General features: G+C 68.0%; 1 protein-coding gene. It reads left to right on the top strand.

What is annotated here, in order from left to right:
- On the top strand, positions 1–247 hold a 247-nt coding region (locus tag ACVA58_RS28515), incomplete at both ends, for an aldehyde dehydrogenase family protein (protein ID WP_446513592.1).

Raw genomic sequence — 247 nt, 5'->3', positions numbered from 1 at the left:
ACGGTGTGCTGTACGGCATCTTCAGCTCGTCGGGCGAGTCGTGCATCGCGGGTTCGCGTTTGTTCGTGGCGCGCTCGCTGTATGAGCCGTTCATGGACCGCCTGGCGGCTGCCGCAGCACGCCTGCGTGTCGGCAACCCGGCCGACGAGTCCACGCAGATGGGGCCGCTGATCACCGATCGCCACCGCGAGACCATCGAGTCTTACGTGGCGATGGGCGTGGAAGAGGGCGGCCACCTGCGCACCGG

The organism is Photobacterium sp. DNB22_13_2, assembly GCF_052873915.1.
Note: the sequence above shows the minus strand (reverse complement) of the source record. Positions and strands in the feature narration are given on the sequence as shown.